General features: G+C 45.0%; 14 protein-coding genes. 3 read left to right on the top strand and 11 right to left on the bottom strand.

All coding sequences use genetic code 11. The features are described 5' to 3' along the window. The first annotated feature begins 139 nt into the window (after window positions 1-139). Together dusA and tal are read left to right on the top strand one after the other, a co-directional pair. A complete protein-coding gene (gene dusA / locus F0U83_RS05140; RefSeq protein ID WP_138988888.1) occupies window positions 140-1,084 on the top strand; it encodes a tRNA dihydrouridine(20/20a) synthase DusA in 945 nt (314 codons plus the stop codon). Between the two features lie 14 nt (window positions 1,085-1,098). Continuing rightward, window positions 1,099-2,052, top strand: coding sequence for a transaldolase (gene tal / locus F0U83_RS05135; RefSeq protein ID WP_138988843.1), 954 nt, complete (start codon window positions 1,099-1,101; stop codon window positions 2,050-2,052). A 190-nt stretch (window positions 2,053-2,242) separates the two neighbouring features. Here the strand turns inward: tal and F0U83_RS05130 are convergent, their stop codons facing one another. The 9 genes from F0U83_RS05130 to F0U83_RS05090 form a co-directional block, all read right to left on the bottom strand. Beyond that, on the bottom strand, window positions 2,243-2,722 hold the full coding sequence (locus tag F0U83_RS05130) for an STAS domain-containing protein (protein WP_138988842.1): 480 nt from the start codon (window positions 2,720-2,722) through the stop codon (window positions 2,243-2,245). Next, window positions 2,719-3,888 (bottom strand): PP2C family protein-serine/threonine phosphatase, encoded by a 1,170-nt coding sequence (locus F0U83_RS05125; protein ID WP_138988841.1) that lies wholly within the window; start codon window positions 3,886-3,888, stop codon window positions 2,719-2,721. The genes F0U83_RS05130 and F0U83_RS05125 overlap by 4 nt, the downstream gene beginning before the upstream one ends. A gap of 21 nt (window positions 3,889-3,909) precedes the next feature. Beyond that, window positions 3,910-4,608, bottom strand: coding sequence for an MlaA family lipoprotein (locus F0U83_RS05120; protein WP_138988840.1), 699 nt, complete (start codon window positions 4,606-4,608; stop codon window positions 3,910-3,912). Between the two features lie 132 nt (window positions 4,609-4,740). Continuing rightward, a complete protein-coding gene (locus tag F0U83_RS05115; protein WP_138988839.1) occupies window positions 4,741-5,634 on the bottom strand; it encodes a porin in 894 nt (297 codons plus the stop codon). Between the two features lie 333 nt (window positions 5,635-5,967). Further along, complete coding sequence (hrpA, locus tag F0U83_RS05110; RefSeq protein ID WP_246077886.1) at window positions 5,968-9,891, bottom strand: ATP-dependent RNA helicase HrpA; 3,924 nt, start codon at window positions 9,889-9,891, stop codon at window positions 5,968-5,970. A 32-nt stretch (window positions 9,892-9,923) separates the two neighbouring features. Continuing rightward, window positions 9,924-11,576, bottom strand: a complete 1,653-nt coding sequence (locus F0U83_RS05105; protein WP_170221922.1) for an AMP-binding protein — start codon at window positions 11,574-11,576, stop codon at window positions 9,924-9,926. Between the two features lie 8 nt (window positions 11,577-11,584). Then, window positions 11,585-12,394 carry a class II glutamine amidotransferase gene (locus tag F0U83_RS05100; protein WP_138988836.1) on the bottom strand — a complete coding sequence of 270 codons (810 nt, stop codon included), beginning with the start codon at window positions 12,392-12,394 and terminating at the stop codon, window positions 11,585-11,587. A gap of 3 nt (window positions 12,395-12,397) precedes the next feature. Then, window positions 12,398-12,862, bottom strand: coding sequence for a bactofilin family protein (locus F0U83_RS05095; protein ID WP_138988835.1), 465 nt, complete (start codon window positions 12,860-12,862; stop codon window positions 12,398-12,400). Continuing rightward, complete coding sequence (locus F0U83_RS05090) at window positions 12,811-13,788, bottom strand: M23 family metallopeptidase (protein WP_138988834.1); 978 nt, start codon at window positions 13,786-13,788, stop codon at window positions 12,811-12,813. The genes F0U83_RS05095 and F0U83_RS05090 overlap by 52 nt, the downstream gene beginning before the upstream one ends. Before the next feature lie 226 nt (window positions 13,789-14,014). Here F0U83_RS05090 and F0U83_RS05085 point away from each other — a divergent pair, with 226 nt between their 5' ends. Continuing rightward, on the top strand, window positions 14,015-15,202 hold the full coding sequence (locus F0U83_RS05085) for an acetyl-CoA C-acyltransferase family protein (protein ID WP_138988833.1): 1,188 nt from the start codon (window positions 14,015-14,017) through the stop codon (window positions 15,200-15,202). 61 nt (window positions 15,203-15,263) lie between these two features. On the opposite strand, the gene ppnN is transcribed toward F0U83_RS05085, so the two are convergent. Beyond that, window positions 15,264-16,637: a nucleotide 5'-monophosphate nucleosidase PpnN gene (ppnN, locus tag F0U83_RS05080; protein WP_138988832.1), complete on the bottom strand. Its 1,374-nt coding sequence runs from the start codon at window positions 16,635-16,637 to the stop codon at window positions 15,264-15,266. 109 nt (window positions 16,638-16,746) lie between these two features. Beyond that, complete coding sequence (gene cobB, locus F0U83_RS05075; protein ID WP_138988831.1) at window positions 16,747-17,472, bottom strand: Sir2 family NAD+-dependent deacetylase; 726 nt, start codon at window positions 17,470-17,472, stop codon at window positions 16,747-16,749. Window positions 17,473-17,477: the final 5 nt, after the last annotated feature.

The following is a 17,477-nucleotide window of genomic DNA, read 5'->3' as shown; positions in this document are numbered from 1 at the left end:
TAATTCCGTTTATAAATTGCCGCACTATACATAAAGCAGATAGCCTTGTGTAGGACTTGGAGACTTGAACAGTTTGACCACCCCCGCCCCCTCGAACCACACTCATGATTCAGTAAGCCGCCGCTTTTCGGTCGCACCCATGATGGACTGGACAGATAGACACTGCCGTATGTTCCATCGAACTCTGTCTCAACATGCTTTGTTATACACAGAGATGGTAACTACCGGTGCACTGATCTATGGCGACGCCGAACGCCACTTAGCATACAATCAGGGGGAGCACCCTGTGGCCCTGCAACTCGGTGGCAGTAACCCAGCCGAGTTGGCTCAATGTGCAAAAATGGCAGAAGCCTATGGCTATGATGAAATCAATTTGAATGTTGGCTGCCCTAGCGATCGAGTCCAGAATAATATGATCGGCGCCTGCCTGATGGCGCACCCTCAGCAAGTTAGAGACTGCTTAGCTGCCATGCAAGATCTGGTATCTATTCCGATTACGATAAAACACAGACTTGGAATTGATGACCTAGACAACGACGAGCTTCTGCATACATTTGTTGACACCGTAAAGGCCTCCGGGTGTAAGACCTTTATTGTTCATGCACGCAAAGCAATCCTTCAAGGTCTTAGCCCTAAAGAGAACCGAGACATACCTCCTTTGCAATATGAACGGGTCTACGCACTTAAACGCTGTTTTCCAGATTTGGAAATAATCATCAATGGCGGTATTAAAACCATAGCTGAATCATTGCAACACCTCCACTGGGTGGATGGTGTTATGATCGGTCGTGAGGCCTACCACAATCCATTTCTTCTCTCTGAGGTAGACAATGAGGTATACGGTACGCCCAAAGCCCCCACAACCCGCGTAAAGGCCTTAGAAGACTACTTGCCTTATATAGAATCCCAATTGAGTCTAGGGGTTCCTCTTGGTCACATGTCACGGCATATTCTAGGGTTATTCCACGGTGTTCGGGGCGGCAAACAATTTCGTAGAGTCATCAGCGAACAAGCACATAAACCCGGTGCGGATACGCAAGTCATTTACGACGCACTCAAAAAAGTTACTTCATTAAGTGATTAACAGGATTTTATTCAATGGAAAGCCAGCTAGAGCAACTTAAATCTATGACAACGGTTGTCGCTGATACAGGCGATATCGAGGCTATTCGCCAGTTTACACCGGTTGATGCAACTACAAACCCATCCTTGCTTCTGAAGGCAGCAGAGCTGCCCGCCTATGTAGCGCTACTCAACGAAGCTAAGCAATGGGCATTAACACATAGCAGCGATAAACATGAGCAACTAAGCTTAATGTCTCAAAAGTTTGGCGTGCTTATCGGACTGGAGATTCTAAAAATCATTCCTGGCAGAATTTCTACCGAGGTCGATGCCCGATTATCGTTCGATACACAGGCTACCCTTCAACAAGCTCGCCAACTTATCCAAATGTATAACGAAGCCGGCATCAGCAATGATCGCATTTTGATAAAAATAGCATCCACTTGGGAAGGTATCCAAGCGGCAAAAGTTCTTGAACAAGAAGGCATAAACTGTAATCTGACGTTACTTTTTGGATTTGCTCAAGCCGTTGCCTGCGCCGAAGCCAATGTCTATTTGATATCGCCTTTCGTTGGTCGTATTTTGGATTGGTATAAATCGAAAGCCCCCACTGACGACTTTACCAACGAGAAAGACCCCGGCGTACAATCGGTAAGTAGTATTTACCACTTTTACAAACATCATGGGTACAACACAATTGTTATGGGCGCTAGTTTTCGCAATATCGGCGAAATCCAGTCCTTGGCAGGATGTGATCGTCTGACCATTAGCCCTCAGCTTATGGCAGAGTTAGCCTCGACCGTGGAACCTCTTTCTCAGCGTCTTAGCGTTAATACAGCTAACAGCTCGCTAGATAAAATAGAAATGAGCGAAGCACGTTTCAGGTGGATGATGAATGAAGATGCTATGGCAACTGAGAAACTAGCGGAAGGCATTCGTAATTTTGCCAAGGACCAAGTGAAACTAGAGACGCTACTGGCCCAAAGCTGATAAAAAACAAAGGGCTCTAAAACATCCTATGCTTAGAGCCCTTCATCCCACATCCATGCAGGTCACCTTCTCATCCCTGTAGGTGGTCCATCCAAAGTTCTCAATCCTTATGAGATATTGCATCCCTGCTCTCTTCACTGGACAACTGTTATTCTACCTAGGCTCTTATAAAAAAAAATAGGAAAAATTCCTATTTTTCGAGAACTTTGATCAAACTCTGGAAAGCTTCATGATTTGCATCGTTGAGTGACATTAAGACTTTGTGCGCATCAATAATGCGCTTCTGCGTCTCCAAAACGGACTCCTGCACAAGCGGAATTTGCTTCAGCTCACACTGCGTTTCAGGTAAAACATCTAGTAACACAAATATTTGATCAAAGCCCATACTCAGCAGGGTTCTGGTGACGTCTTCATGGGTAGATACTAAGACAGGAGCTGATAAGCCATCTGCTTTAGCCCTCACTGCAAATTTTGCAACGAGGCCCAAAGTTGTACTATCGAGGTAACTCGCCTCACTCAGGTCAATCAGCACCGAGGTGCAATCACCCTTCGATAAAAGCGTCTCAATGTAGGTGTCTAAAGAAGAACAGAGTGTAAGCCTAACTTCCCCTACAAATTTAATAACGTAATGTTTATCCAAGACAGCATAATAAATAGAGCCAGAGCTCATAGGTTCACTCTCATCAACGACATGATCGTTACATCATCAGGTATAAGCCCGGATAACTCACAACCAGAAAATACATAAGCCTTTAGCGCTTCATGGCAAGGAGGATTGCTTTTAAGCCAGTTCAATAGCTGTTGCTCTTTGTCTGCTATGCTCCCGCCAGAGAGTAATTCTAAAACACCATCAGAGCAGAGTGTGAGTGAAAAATCATCATCTAATACTTGTTGACCTTCACCAAAAATAGCTTCCTCAAATAACCCAAGTGGCATACCTCTTCCAGGTAAAATAGTAACTTCACCACCAGATTTATAAAAAGGCATTGGATGATGGCCGGCAACAGCGTAGTTTAGGATGTTTGCCTGATGATTAATCACACCACAAAACGCTGTAAGGTGCTTATCTAACGCAAGCGAGTTAACCTCCTTGTTAATGCGCTCTAACGTTCTTACAGGAGATAGGATGTCGTAACTGGAGGAACGTTTGAAATTGCGCAACAAGCGGCTAGTGATATTTTTGAGGAGAATCGTTATAAGCGCAGAAGCCGCACCGTGACCCGATACATCTGCAATATAAAAAAGGGTCAGTTGTTCATTGATCGGAACTACGTCAATAAAATCACCGCTCACAATCAGTGACGGTGTAACCGAATAAGTAAACTCAACATCCTTGATCACTTGCTTCTGTGGAGGTAACAGGCGAGATTGGACTTGGTAAGCTGCTTCTTGATCATTCTTAAGTTCTTCTAGCGAAGCTTCCAGTGTTTCTCTATAGACTTTGCCTTCATATATTAAGCGGCATCTTGTTAACAATAGCTCAAGCGCTGATACAAATGCACTTTGCTCCTCCAAAAGCGAAGTTAGAAAGAAAACATCATCTGCGCCCGCCCTTAAAGATTCCAAGATCCTGGTTGGATCGGCTTTTTCATAAACTGAAATAACTAGAAAATAACCATCAGAATCACTTAACGCCTTGATCAGTTGTATATCTGCCTCGCGGGCAACCCTGACAATATAAACACCGAAGTGTTTAAAAGGCTGTACATTGGAAACACCTTCATTAACGAGCAGTGCATGACCTGCAAGTATGCGCCTGAACAAAATAATGTGCTCAGGCTCAAAGCCGATCAACTGAATACTCGCCGGACTTTCACACATAGTGTTAAGCGTCATCCACTTTTTGCTGGGTATACTTTAAAAGTCATCCTGATTAAATTTCAAGTCCATTTGTCCATCTTTAACCATAAAGGCTCTCTGTTGAAGATAGGCATCCCTGACAAAACTATACTCATCTCCAGAAATGAGACGTTCCGCTGAAAATAAGCTCACTCGCGTATCTAATAATCTTAGCCCATAGCCGGAATTACGCGTTGGAATATGACCCACCTCAACAGGCCATACATCTGTGTATGTATCAGGCACTCGCCCGACAGCATCCCGTACCGAAGAAGGTCCAAACAGGGGAAGCACCAGATATGGCCCCGATGATACTCCCCAATACCCCAATGTTTGGCCAAAGTCTTCACCACTTGAAGGTAGCCCCATTGGGGTTGAAACATCAATTAAACCCGCTAATCCAAACGTTGAGTTAAACGTTATACGCGCAAAGTCCTGTAATGCAGAATCAGGCTTTAATTGAAAAATACTGTTAACTAAAGAGGTGATATCCCCTAAATTCGAAAAAAAGTTGTGTACACCTTGCTCAACTAAGTCAGGTGTCACCGCCTGATACCCCTGAGCCAAAGGCTTAATCAGATAACGATCAGCACTTTTATTAAAATCATACATCGTGCGATTGTATCCTTCCCACGGATCTGATTTTGTTTCTGCCACAACTGGAGCCGCTAGAGAAAACGCCAGAACCAGTGCTAAATGTTTACCACAGCGTAACATTGATCTTTCCTAATCAAATTCAAGTATGGGCTAATTGTAGAGTAGGCTAACCCAAAATAAAACTGAAACTCGTTAAACGCAAAAAAGACTCCCGAAGGAGCCTTTTTATAGGAGTCTAATCTAAGGTTTAGATTAGAAGTCTACGCGGTAACCAGCCATGAAGCCTTCGCCACCGTCTGCAACGTTACGATCAACGTATGCAGCGAATACACGAGCCTGCTTGCCTAGCTTTTGCTGAACTTCCAAAGACCACTGATCGTCAGCATCACGCTCGTCGTCGATGTAGTTAGCTAACAGCTTAGTGTTACCCATTGTGTAAGAACCAGCCAGTTCCCAAGCATCACGGTCAGCACCTGGAGCATCGTCATTCTCGTAACGAGCAGCAACGTATACAGCATCCATAGTGTAAGAAGCACCAACAGAGATTACATCACGGTCAGCAGCTTCGAAGCCTAGGTAAGAAACACCAACGTTCAGGCCAGCGTTTTCGTACTTAGCAGCAACGTGAGAAACGTCGATAGTTTCGTCGTCAGCAGCACCACCATCGTTAGGCAGTACAGCAGCAGCAACCTGGAAGCCGCTCATAGATGGAGAAACGTAAGCGATTACGTTAGACGCACGGTGAGCACCAACTTGGTAAACAGAAGATGCAGAAGTGCTGTTGTCTAGGATATCAGTCTGAGCGCCAGTCCAAGAGTAGTAAGGAGTCCAGATACGGCCGAACAATGCAGTACCGAAATCACCAGTGATACCAACGTTAGCCAGACGTCCGCCAGCCCAAGCACCAGTTTCAGTGCTTACAGCTTGTTCGAACTGGAAGATAGCCTTAGCGCCAGAGAACAGTTCAGAGCTGCCTTTAACACCGATACGTGAAGAGTTATCTCTTACGTCTAGGTTGTCGTTTGTAGCGCCTTCAGTGTTTTCAATTTTGATGCGCAGAGAGCCGTACAGAGTAGCGTCAGCCTGTGCAACCATTGGAGCAGCCAGAGCACCAGCAACAGCCAGAGCGATCAGTGACTTTTTCATCGAGTTTTCCCCTTCAATATTCAACATACTAGTAGTGAATTCTAGTTTTTCTTAGCGCTTGTACTTGCCAGTATCCTACAAAAGAATAACTTTCAGAACATTGCTACCTAAGAAAATACTATACATTTAGAATATTTCAAATACATGAAAGCAATTTTTTTGCCTTTTCTTTCATATATCTATTCAAACTATCACTTTAAATGCTTAGCAGCTAATAAACCTAAGCCTGCCTTCACATAAATTTTGCGCATTACAGCACAGCTAATGGCTATACGCAACCCCTAAGCAACTTTCTTATACTGACTTGAAATCAATCTATTGCATTCATTGATCTTAGTCAGGCTGTAACGTTTGCCATCTTTGCCGAACGCGTTTTTCAGAAACCGGTTCTTGAGTACCTAATTGCTGCGCGAATAAGGAAACACGGTACTCTTCCAGATACCAACGGAATGCCATAAGCTCATCGATTCCTGAACCACGTTTTTCCAAAAGGCTCTTTAACCCCAAATATTGCTCCCACCATTGATGTAATTGCTCACTGAGCATACGTTGTCGTGGTATCTCTCTTGGGTATTTTTCTATCCGGTAAAGGATAGCATCCATATATCTTGGGTATTGCTGTAAAACAGACCACGATATATTGGAAATATAGGTTTTATTGATTAAATGCGTTAATTGGCTTTTTATGTCATTCAAAATAGTTACAGTGCTTAAGTCCACACGACCATTTAAATGCTTTACTGCTTGGTGGTATTGCTTATGTATTACCAAAACAAGCTTTGAAATTTCATAAATTCTAGCTTCAAGCCCATCCTTCACTGCTTCAACTTTCAACTCAAAAGAGGCTTCATCCTTTGGCAGGTCGTTGTCTAATGCCATTAACGAACGCACTGATTGGCTTAAGATCTGCTCTTCCAACATCTTTTTATTAAAAACTTTACCCGTATAGAGCACACTTTCGTTACTATGGGTCGACAGCGCCTTGCGACAGGCCCGAATTTGCGGAACTAACGCCAATAGCGCCAACCGAATAACACCTTGGATCGTTAGCTCTTTGGCCTTAGCCGCATCCATTACCGCTAGTAGCGCGACGCTCTCTTGCTTATCTTGTAATGCCGGCCAAGCATCGACGTGAATGCCACCTGCCTGTCGCAACTGAATTTTGTCAGGAATGACCCCGAAATCCCATCGCGTAATTCCTTGTCTACCCCAGCTTTGCTCAGGGCTACTTTCCAAAGCTTTTTCAGCTTGATGGCCATATTGCTCGCATAATCGCTGCCAATCTCGACCCTGCGCAATTTGCTTTCCTGCCGCATCTTTAACACGAATATTCATACGCCAGTGATCTGGCAAGACAACATCCCTCAGTTCTGAAGGATCAAGCTTAACGCCGGTCATCCGCAGCAACTGAAGGCACATCGCCTCATAAAGATCTCCGTCACCAAACACCATTGCTTCATAAAGTGCGGAGGCATAATCAGGAATAGGTACAAAATTCTTCCGACGCTGCTTCGGCAACCCTTTTAGTAACGCTGTACATTTATCTTGCAGCATACCCGGCACCAGCCATTCTAAGCGCTTTAAAGGTAGCTGTTTTAGCAGGGCAATAGGTACTGATAAAGTTACACCGTCATCTTCTGCACCCGGCTCAAAATGGTAGTGGAGTTTAAGATGCATACCTTTGTGCTTTATTTCATCAGGATAAGCACTCTGCGATATATGGGAAGTAGAACGCTGTAGTAGATCCTCTTCCGTTAAGCAAAGCGCATCGGGGCGCTCATGCTCTAACTGCTTACGCCATTTCTCAAATCCAGCACCATTAACAACATGTTCTCCCTGATATGTCCGAAAACGCTCCGCGTAGAAATCATAAAGCGCCTCTTCATCCACCAGCAGATCTTTTCTTCGAGTTTTTGCTTCTAGCCCTTCGATTTGATTCAACAGTTGCTGGTTGTGATTAAAAAAGCGAGCTTTTGTATCATAATGCCCTTCAACCAGTGCTGATCGTATAAAAACCTGATGGGATACATCAGGATCAATCGCCCCATAGTTAACTGTGCGTTTTGGGATAATCAACAAACCAAACAGCGACACCTGCTCAATAGCGGTCACTTGTGCACGCTTCTTTTGCCACACTGGCTCCAGATAACTACGCTTAACAAGGTGAGATGCTAATCGTTCTGCCCATTCTGGCTCAATGCGTGCAACCATACGTGCATAGAGCTTCGTGGTTTCTACCAGCTCCGCCGCCATAATCCACTTAGCCGGCTTTTTAAATAGGGCTGAGGCTGGGAACAGATGAAAACGTCGATTTCTAGCACCAAGGTACTCTTTATTTTCCTGGCGAAACCCCATATGACTAAGCAAGCCGGCTAATAGCGATATATGTATTTCTTTATAATCTGCTGACTCGCTATTTTCTTTAAGACCCAATTGGCGACAACTCAATAGCAACTGGCGATGAATATCTCGCCATTCCCGCATCCGCATAAAAGAGAGAAAGCTTTTCTGACAATGCTTGCGCAACTGAGATTGAGAAAGCGCTTGTCGAAGCGACTCGTAGCTGTTCCATAAATTAACGACGGTGAGAAAATCTGAATGCTCATCCACATAGACAGCATGGGCTTGATCTGCTGCTTGCTGCTTATCCATTGGACGCTCTCTGGGGTCCTGAACGCTTAACGCACTGGCAATTACTAAAACCTCTTTCAGTGCGCCTTGCTTTGAGGCCTCCAATACCATCCTACCAATACGGGGATCTACAGGCAGTTGGCTTAAGCGCTTACCTAATGCTGTCATCTGCCTTCGTGGGTTCACAGCACCGAGTTCTTCGAGCAGTTTAAAGCCATCACTAATAAAGCGACTGTCAGGCGGATCAATAAACGGGAAATCAGCTATATTACCGAGTTTTAAATTCAGCATCTGTAAGATAACTGCCGCTAAATTGGTACGACGTATTTCAGCATCGGTAAATTCGGGGCGTAGCTTATAATCCTCTTCACTATAGAGCCGAATACACACACCCGCAGCTATACGGCCACACCGACCGGCTCGCTGATTAGCGCTGGCTTGCGAGATAGCTTCTATCGGTAATCGCTGCACCTTAGACCGATAACTATAACGCGAGATACGTGCGACGCCGGTATCAATTACATAGCGAATATTAGGAACCGTAATCGACGTTTCTGCCACGTTGGTTGCCAGCACAATACGCCGCCCGATATGACGCTGATTTTCGAAAACGCGAGTTTGCTCTGCAACACTCAGGCGAGCATACAACGGCATAATTTCTGTGTCGCGCAGCTGCATTTTACGTAACCGGTCAGCAGCTTCACGAATTTCACGCTCACCACTGAGAAAAACTAATACATCTCTTGGGCCAGTAATCCGCTCCGCCCGATCCATAGCGATGATCTCTTCTACTGCGTCACAAATTCCTTGCTGCAGGCTACGCTCTTTTTGGTCATCATCCTCGGATTGTAGAGGACGATAGATAACATCTACCGGATATGTCCTTCCTGATACTTCAATAATAGGCGCGCTATCAAAGTGTTTTGAGAAGCGCTCTAAGTCAATTGTCGCTGAAGTGATAATCACTTTTAGGTCAGGACGTTTAGGCAGAATTCGTTTGATGTAGCCAAGCAAGAAGTCGATATTCAAACTTCTCTCATGCGCTTCATCAATAATGATAACTTGGTATTTAGATAACAAAGGATCATGCTGAGTCTCGGCCAGTAGAATGCCATCCGTCATCAACTTAATAAGAGAAAACTCTCCTACTTCATCCGTAAAACGAACTTGGTATCCGACACCTTCACCAATGTTAGTACCCAGTTCCTCTGCAATACGCGTCGCCACTGTTCGAGCCGCTAGTCGGCGGGGTTGTGTATGACCAATTAGCCCTAGTTCTCCCAATCCTAGATCGAGACATATTTTGGGTAGCTGCGTCGTTTTACCTGAGCCCGTTTCACCAGCGACTACAACAACTTGGCTACTTTGGATCGCCTCTTTAATGACTTCTCGCTTTCCAGAAACAGGCAGATCTGGATAGGAAACCACGGGGAAAGCTGCACGACGTAAATCAACTTTTATTTGACTCTCATTAACTTCACGGGTGAGTTCATCCAGTAAGCGAGACGCAGGCAGGTTATCATCTAATCGTTGCTTGAGCTTAGCAAACTTGCGAGAAAGCCGCGGCTGATCACTTGTTAAACAACTGACAATTAAAGACTCTAAATGGGATAGATTGCTATTCACGTAACTCTCTTGAGGCATCCCTATAAGGATGTTTATTGATGACCGCTGTATTTATGAAATCGCTGAGTTTGCAGCTCTTCATCTCTTAGCTGGCGACGAAGCACCTTTCCGACCGAATTATGGGGGAGATGTTTTCTGAATTCTACCTGTCTTGGCACTTTGTAGGAGGTTAAACGTTCACGGCAATAATCACGTATTTCACGAATGCTCAATCGTGGACTTTCTGAAACAACATAAAGCTTAATCGCCTCCCCCGTCACATCATCGGGTAGACCAACGATGGCACACTCTAAAATATCAGGATGGCAGCTTATTACATTTTCCAGTTGGCTAGGGTAAACCGTGAAACCTGACACATTGATAACATCTTTCTTGCGATCAACAATACTGATGAAACCTTGTGAGCTTAAACGCGCAATATCGCCCGTTTTAAACCACTCCCCTTCGAAAGCTTGGCGTGTTTTTTCTACGTCATTCCAATAACCGGACATCACTTGTGGTCCTTTAACCCAAAGCTCACCCGTTTCACCCTGTGCTAAAGAATTACCTTCTTCATTGACGACACAGACCTGCGTTTCAGACAGCGCTTGTCCAACACTTTCAGCCATAATATTGCCAGGATGGTTAGCCGCAACAACTGGCGATGCTTCGGTCAAACCATAACCTTCCAAAATTTCACAACCGGTGATTCTTTTCCATAACGCAGCCGTTGAAGGCGTTAATGCAACGCCACCTGAACAAACAACTTTCAACCTTTGAAAGTCCAACTGTATAAAGAAAGGGTGACGGCATAGGCTAACAAATAAGGTATTAAGCCCGGCAAAAAAGGTGAACGGGTACTGACTCATGGTATCCACTAAACGATCTATCTTTCGCGGCTCCTCCACTAATACAGAATGACTCCCCAACGAGGGCATCACTAAGCAATGAAGTGTTAGCGAGTAAATATGATAGAGCGGCAGAGCAGCAATAACCAGCTCCTTTCTAGGCGATACACTTGAGCCTAATAATTCTCGAATTTGGCGAAGATTCGCTAATAAGTGGCGGTGATGCAACATGGCACCTTTCACTTGTCCGGTTGTGCCACCCGTATATTGAATTAATGCCAGATCATCACGCGCTATTTCAGGAAAATCAACATCTGCCTGCCGCCCTAAACGCAATGCCGAACGTAAGCTAATAGTACTGATAGCATTGCTTTTAATACCCTCGCGACCTTGATGATATAGCATTTTAAAGCCAGACCAGCACCGCCTCCAAAACGGATGAAAGTCCTTTGGCGAGGTCCAGACAACCTGAACGACCTGCGTATTAGATAGCATAGACTGCGATACCGTAACAAACCGATCAAGCATAACAGCTATACGTGCTCCGCTATCCTTTAGCAGGTATTGCATCTCATCAAGGGAACTATGAGGATTAATGGTGACAGCAACCATTCCAGCACGCAATAACCCATAGAAAACAACGGTGAACTGCAACAAGTTAGGTAGCACAATAGCAACCCTATCCCCCTTTCTAAGGTCTGTATTGTGTAGCAGATAGGTAGCAAATTCTCGGCTGAGCTCATCTAAATGAGCATAATTTATAGAGGCTTTCTCGTGACTAAACGCAGGAAGTTGCGAGTAATCGCCAACCCACTGTTCAAACGCACTAATAATCGTATCGTTTTGATTGTTCGCCACTATCGGTTTCAATGATCGTCTACTTCATTAGACAGTGGAGCTTTACGTTGCTCTCTAACCAGCCCCTGATTAAAGACAACAAGCTCGCCGCTTTCAAACTGGTTCCAAACTTCGTTAGCTGTCAGCGGTACGGTCGCAATCACCGTTACAATATCATTCGCTGTTGTCTCCTTACAAAAATCGACTGTCAGCTCCTCATCCATGAGACTTGCTTCACCAAAAGGAGCACGCCGGGTCAACCAAGAGAGTTTCGAGCTGCAATACGCATAAAGATTCTCTGATTCAGACAACAGCATATTGTAGACGCCCAAGCTTCTTAGCTGCTCACAAAGATTATGGATAAGGTCTGTCAGATCGCTTGAATGACTGGGCTGGGTTGGAAATCTTTTCCGAATTTCTCCCAACAGCCAACAGAAGGCATATTCACTATCCGTTGTACCTACTGGCTGATAAAAATTTAATTCAAGATCAAAAATTCGTTTATCCAGCTGTCCGTTATGCGCAAATGACCAGCTCTTCCCCCACAATTCGCGAATAAATGGATGAGTATTTTCCAAGCAAACTGAGCCCACATTAGCTTGTCGAATATGACTGATCACAATAAGGCTTTTTATAGGATGATGCTTTATCAGCTGAGCAATCTCTGATCGGCAGCTCGGCGCAGGATCGTGGAAAGCACGAATGCCTTTACCTTCATAAAAGGCAATACCCCAACCATCCCGGTGCGGACCCGTTTCACCACCGCGTTGCATCAAACCACTAAAACTAAAGCAAATATCTGTTGGCACGTTAGCGCTCATGCCCAGTAGTTCACACATGAATCACGAACCTTTTTCATTCTCCGGCGCAGAGAGCGTTATCTTATCAGGTAGACTGTCAATCGCATCAATGCCAGATTCATACTCTGGAGCACTGATAGCATTCAAGCTTGAACTCTCTTGCTGACGACGCTCGCCTAAAAAGCAGCCTGCAGGATCAATGGACATTTTCTTACTGAGCACATTAGCTCTCACCTGCCCGCCTTTTTCAATATGCAACTCTTCGCAGATAACCTCGCCTTCTAACATACCACTCACATTCAAGTGCTTAGCGCGGATCGTACCAGAAACATGCCCTGTCTTTCCGATGGAGATATTATCTAAAGAGTTGATATGGCCTTCAAACATACCATCAATATGCATCTTACCAATGATACTCATGTCACCGGAGAATTTATTACCCTCAGCAATAATGGTTATGGCTGAGCGATTTGATTGAGAGGATACAGATTTTTTAAGGATGCCCATTTAATGCTCTTCACTGTTGTAAAAATTGTATCGAAGTTGGCTACATTCCATGAAACAAAAGGTGCCGGATTAATAGGTTGATACAGGTGTCGAACTTCATAATGTAAATGAGGCCCGGTAGATTTTCCTGTATTGCCGCTTTCCGCTATTTTTTGCCCTTTATGAACAAATTCACCGCTTGAAACTTCAATTTTATTCAGATGGCTATAATTCGTTTTAAATCCATAGTTGTGCAGCAACACCACTTGCTTGCCATACCCATCACCTTTATTACCTGAATACTCTACTACACCATCAGCGGTTGCATATACCGGCGTACCAACATCTGCTTTAAAATCAATACCATGATGCATCACCCTCTTCTTACGGATTGGATGCATACGCATGCCAAAACCATCATTGATACGGATAGCCTGTATTGGCACACCATTAGGTATACTATTTAGCATAAATAGCCTTTGATTGGCCATCATGGTCAGCGCCTCAAGCCGTTCGGAGGTTAATGCTTCGGATGTATCCACATTCAAAAGCGTTTCTAACCCAGACAAACTGGCATCGAGCGTAGCATTCAGTTCACCAAAGCGTAAATTTTCTTCTTGGAGCTTATCGCCCATACGTATGTTGTCAGCTTGCAGGCGGTCACGCTCATTCGCCACCTTTGCCAATGAAGCACTTAATTGATCGAGTTCATTCCTGTAAAGATTCTGCGTTCCCAGCATCATTTCATACTGATCTGATAGCTGCTGATGATTCTCCTCTAGATCGGCCAAATCATCAGTCGTTTTTACCAATAACCAATTTGAAATAAAAAAACTAATCCCGGATAACACGACGAACAAAAAAAGAATATAACGGGCAACCTGCCCAAGAGAGTACTGTCGTGAGCCATGGACGGTCGTTAATGTCACTATTAATCTGTTTTTCAAGCTATAACCCTTAACCCACACTTTCTGGCAGGGCTAAATATACCCATAAATGTCTGGAATGTCATAAAACGCTACGACATTCGCCTTTAGGATTGCTCTATAGTCTAACGATTGTACCAATTGCCTATAGACCTCTCTAACAACTTTCCAGTGTTTTAGTTTATGTTCTTAAGTTCTATTGGAGCAACCGGCTCCTGAACAGCCAAGAAAAAAGGAAATGGTAGATATGAGTAATCAGCAAGATGTAGTTATCTTAAGCGGTGTACGAACAGCCATTGGTGGTTTCGGTGGCAGCCTCAAATCTAAAACACCCTGCGAGCTTGGCGCTGCCGTCGTAGCCGAAGCAGTGAAGCGTTCAGGTGCAGAGCCCGCAGCATACGGACATAGCGTTTTTGGTAATGTTATCCATACTGAGCGGCGCGATATGTATCTCAGCCGCGTTGCTGCCGTCAACGGTGGTTTACCTCATGAAACACCAGCATTAACTGTCAACCGTCTTTGCGGTAGTGGGTTGCAAGCAATTATCACAGCTGCTCAACAGATTGAGTTGGGAGAATGCAACGCTGCGGTCGCTGGCGGTGCCGAAGTCATGAGTCGCTCGCAGTACTGGATGCCAAGTGCTCGCTTTGGTCAGCGCATGGGCGACACTGAAATTGTTGATGCGATGGTGGGCGCGTTGACTTGCCCATTTGAGAACACCCACATGGGCATTACTGCTGAGAATATTGCCGAAAAGTGGAGTATCAGCCGCGAAGATCAAGACGCCCTAGCAACTTTAAGCCACCAAAGAGCTGAAGCGGCATCCACATCAGGTCGCTTCAAAGACCAAATTCTTCCTATTGAATTACAAAGCCGTAAAGGTAGTACCTTTTTCGACACAGATGAGCATATCCGTTTAGGCTGCACTTTGGAGGATATGACTAAATTACGTCCTGTGTTTAAGCGTGATGGTAGCGTAACAGCAGGCAATGCATCGGGCTTGAATGATGCTGCTGCAGCTATCACTATGATGAGTGCCAGCGAAGCCGAAAAGCGTGGTCTAAAACCGATGGCTCGTATTGCTGGCTATGCCTTTGCAGGTGTTGAGCCCAAGTATATGGGCATCGGCCCTGTACCCGCTGTTAAAAAGCTACTCGACAATGCAAGCTTAAGTGTTTCTGATATTGACGTATGGGAAGTCAATGAAGCTTTCGCCGCTCAGGCCTTGGCCGTTGTCCGCGACTTGGATCTACCCGAAGAAAAAGTCAATGTTAATGGCTCGGGTATCTCTCTAGGCCACCCGATCGGTGCTACCGGCGCTATCATTACAGTCAAAGCTCTGTATGAGCTACAACGCACAGAAGGACGTTATGCCGTTGTCACTATGTGCATTGGTGGTGGTCAAGGGATTGCAGCATTACTTGAGCGGGTTTAACACGAAGTCTTAGTAGAGAGCAAGATGAACAAAGGAGCCCAAGGGCTCCTTTCATTTAGCACTAAGCCCTGACAATTCGGTAACAGGGTTCATATTCCTCATGGTTTATTTTCATACGGTGTTGATCTACAAAAGCACTCAATAATTCATCCAGTGACTTCATAATATCCACATCACCGGTTAACTCAAATGGGCCATGTTGCTCAATCGCCATTACACCGGGCTCTTTTACATTACCCGCAACGATTCCAGACAGTGCCCGTCGAAGCTGAGCGGCCAGAATATAATCAGGCTGCCCGCGCCGAAGGTTCAGCTGAGCCATTGCCTCATGATTCGGTTCAAATGGTTGCTGGAATTCATGCGGGATGTGCAGCTGCCAGTTGTAATGATAAGACTCATCCGTTTGTTTGCGATAAGCCAGTACAGCTTCCAAACCTGCTCGCATCTTCACGGCAACCTCATGAGGATCATTCACAATGATCTCATACTTTTGCGCTGCGCTTGGCCCTATCGTTGCTTTAATAAACCGGTCAACCGTTTCGAAATAGGCCTCGCTGCCTGCAGGACCTGTGAAAATTAATGGGAAGGGAATATGCTGATTTTTAGGGTGAAGCAAAATCCCTAGCATGTACAAAATTTCTTCCGCTGTACCCGCGCCACCTGGAAAGACGATAATACCGTGCCCTAAACGGACAAAGGCTTCTAAGCGTTTTTCAATATCTGGCAAAGTAACCAGTTCATTTACAATGGGGTTAGGTGATTCTGCGGCTATGATACCGGGTTCAGTCAAGCCAATATAACGCGGGTTATCTTTACGCTGCTTTGCATGAGCAATGGTTGCTCCTTTCATCGGCCCCTTCATAGCACCGGGCCCACAACCTGTGCAGATATCAAATCGTCTCAAACCCAGCTCATACCCCACCTTTTTGGTGTAGTCGTATTCACCTCGTTTGATAGAGTGCCCCCCCCAACATACCACTAAGTTGGGCTTCACATGGGGTCGCATAGCAGATGCATGGCGCAAAATTTGGAAAACAATATTAGTAATCCTCTCCGAATCAGTGAGCCCATCACAGCATTGATCCAATTCATCGCCTACGTACAGAAGGTCTCGTAAAACAGTAAATAGGTGCTCTCGTATACCTTGTATAATCTCCCCATCAACAAATGCTGAGGCCGGGGCATTAATCAGTTCCAGTTGAACACCGCGGTGTTTATGGGTAATACGGATATCAAATTCACGAAATTTATTCAGCACTTTTCGCGTGCTATCCAACTCGCTGCCCGTATTTAGCACAGCCAAGCAGCACTGACGAAACAGATGATAAAGGCCGCCCTGGCTAATATCCTGAAGCTTTGCCACCTCATGAGGAGATAAAGTATCAAGACTCTCCAATGGCGTTACACTTGCATTGACAAAATGTTCAGTGATCATAAAACGCCACCTCCACATAGAAAAACAAAAGAGACTTCACTATCTGAGCCTCTATCAATCAACATAGTTCACTTTTAGATAAAACGGTATTCTTTTAAATAACAAAAGGTTAATTTGATTTCCCTGCACAGGAGGTTAACAAATGCGCAATATAAGCCGGTACCTCCAAGCTTGCCTGACCATAAATGTGCTCTTTAAAGTGAGAGGCTTTACGAGATGACTCAAGATTAATTTCAACCGTATGCGCCCCCACCTCATTAGCGATCTCAACAAAGCCTGCGGCTGGATAAACATGGCCGGATGTTCCAATAGAGATAAATAGATCACAATGCGAAAGTGCCCGATATATTTCATTCATAAACATAGGCATCTCTCCAAACCAGACAATATCCGGGCGTAAATTGCCCACGATGCCGCAGCATCGACAGGCATCATCAGAGCCTACCGAACTTTCAGTCGGGTATACGTATCCTGTTTCAATGCAGCGCACATTCATCAACTCGCCATGCATATGTAAAAGCGCATGACTACCCGCCCGCTCATGCAAATTATCAACATTCTGAGTCACTAAAAGGAACTGGCCGTCAAACGCCTCTTCCAGTTGTGCCAAGGCATAATGTGCCGCATTGGGTTTCACGGATTCATCAAAAAGATGAGCGCGGCGCTCATTGTAGAAACGATGCACCAACTGCGGGTCCTTGTGGAAGCCTTCAGGAGTTGCGACATCTTCTATGGGATGATCCTCCCACAACCCATCGCTGGCTCGGAAAGTACGTATGCCCGACTCCGCCGAAATGCCTGCTCCCGTTAATACCACAATAGACCCATAGCTCATTTTCT

The sequence above is a fragment of the Neptunomonas concharum genome, assembly GCF_008630635.1.
GTDB classification, from domain to species: domain Bacteria; phylum Pseudomonadota; class Gammaproteobacteria; order Pseudomonadales; family Balneatricaceae; genus Neptunomonas; species Neptunomonas concharum.
This window is presented reverse-complemented; position numbering and strand designations above follow the sequence as displayed.